Annotated in this window: 1 pseudogene; it reads right to left on the bottom strand. The window is 55.8% G+C overall.

The annotated features are described in order from the left end of the window. Positions 1-34: 34 nt before the first annotated feature. Positions 35-1,253 (bottom strand): annotated as a pseudogene (locus tag MHY13_RS12055) (IS3 family transposase); the annotation flags it as partial. Positions 1,254-1,441 lie beyond the last annotated feature (188 nt).

Genomic DNA, 1,441 nt, shown 5'->3' with positions numbered 1-1,441 from the left:
TGAACTGGCCCCCGAAAGTTGGACTGGTTTAATTCTAGGCGGTTAGGGCTTCAAGGGTCTGATTTCGATATTGCATCGGGGTTAGACCCTTGAGTCGTTGTTGGATGCGTTCGGTGTTGTACCACCGGATGTACTCGTCGATTGCCTGGTTGAACTCTGCGACGGTGTCGAAGGCTTCTCCGTGGTACATCTCGGTTTTCAGGTGGCCGAAGAAGTTCTCCATGACCGCGTTGTCGTAGCAGTTGCCTTTGCGTGACATCGATTGGACTCCCTGGTGCTGGCTAATCAGGGTGCGCCATGATGAGTGCTGGTATTGGAATCCTTGATCGGTGTGGATCATCCAGCCCGGCTCTGGAGCACACGCTTTGATCGCCTGCGCCAACGAAGCCGAGGTAAACGCTGTAGACGGCGATGTGGCCACTGTGTGGGCGACGATTGAGCGGTCGAACAGGTCCATCACCGGTGAGAGATACACCTTGCGGCCAGCGACTTTGAACTCGGTGACGTCGCTGACGAAGACAGTGTTGAGCCTATCGGGGGTGAAGTTGCGCTCGAGTGTGTTCTCAGCGATGTAGCTGATTGTGCCAGTGTAGGAGATGTAGGGCCTGCGCTGGCGGATCTTGGCTTTCAAGCCCATGGCGCGCATGAGCTTGTAGACAAGTTTGTGGTTGACCACCCAGCCCTGGTTACGCAGGTCGAGCAGTACCCGCCGGTAGCCGTAGCGGTGTTTGTTGCGCTGAAAACTGTCCCGGATCGCTTGTTTGAGCTCGGCATGTTTATCCGGTGCGGTGAGTCGTTTTTGGTGGTAGAAGAATGTCGAGCGTGCCATGCCGGCCGCATCCAGGAGGTAGTCCAAGCGGTGGTGTGACTTGAGGATGACGATCGCCTGGACCTTCAGGCGTGTCCCTGGTTCCTCAAGTCTCGCAATTTTTTTAAGTAGGCGTTTTCCGCTTCCAGCCGCTCAACCTGGCGGCGAAGCTTTTCCTCTTCCGTGAGGCGTTTCGGCCCAGCCGATCCTTTGGGCCTGCCCTTCGGCTTCGGGCGCAGAGCCTCGTCGCCGCCTCTGCGCCACTTAGCCACCCAGTCCTTGACGAGGTGGTCGGATGAAAGATTGAACTCTCGGGCAAGATCCATCATCGACTCACCCGCAAGATGACGTTCTACAACCTCCTTCTTCGCCTCGAAGGAGTAGTGCTGCTTGTTTGGTTTCTCCACGAGACATAGTCTGCCACGCAGTTGGAAACGACGATAAAGTCTACGCGTTGCGTCTCTCGAGACACCGACAACACGAGCAGCGGCTCGGCAACCCATTCCCTGCTCGAAAAGCTCCACTAACTGCTCACGCTGAACTTCACTCAGCGAACTACGTGCTCTCAAAGAAAATGCTCCCCACTAGTTGTTGGCAACTGATTTCTCAGTCCAACTAATGGGGAGCAGTTCA

This window comes from Corynebacterium sp. ACRPE, assembly GCF_022347435.1.
GTDB classification, from domain to species: Bacteria; Actinomycetota; Actinomycetes; order Mycobacteriales; family Mycobacteriaceae; genus Corynebacterium; species Corynebacterium tuberculostearicum_D.
This window is presented reverse-complemented; position numbering and strand designations above follow the sequence as displayed.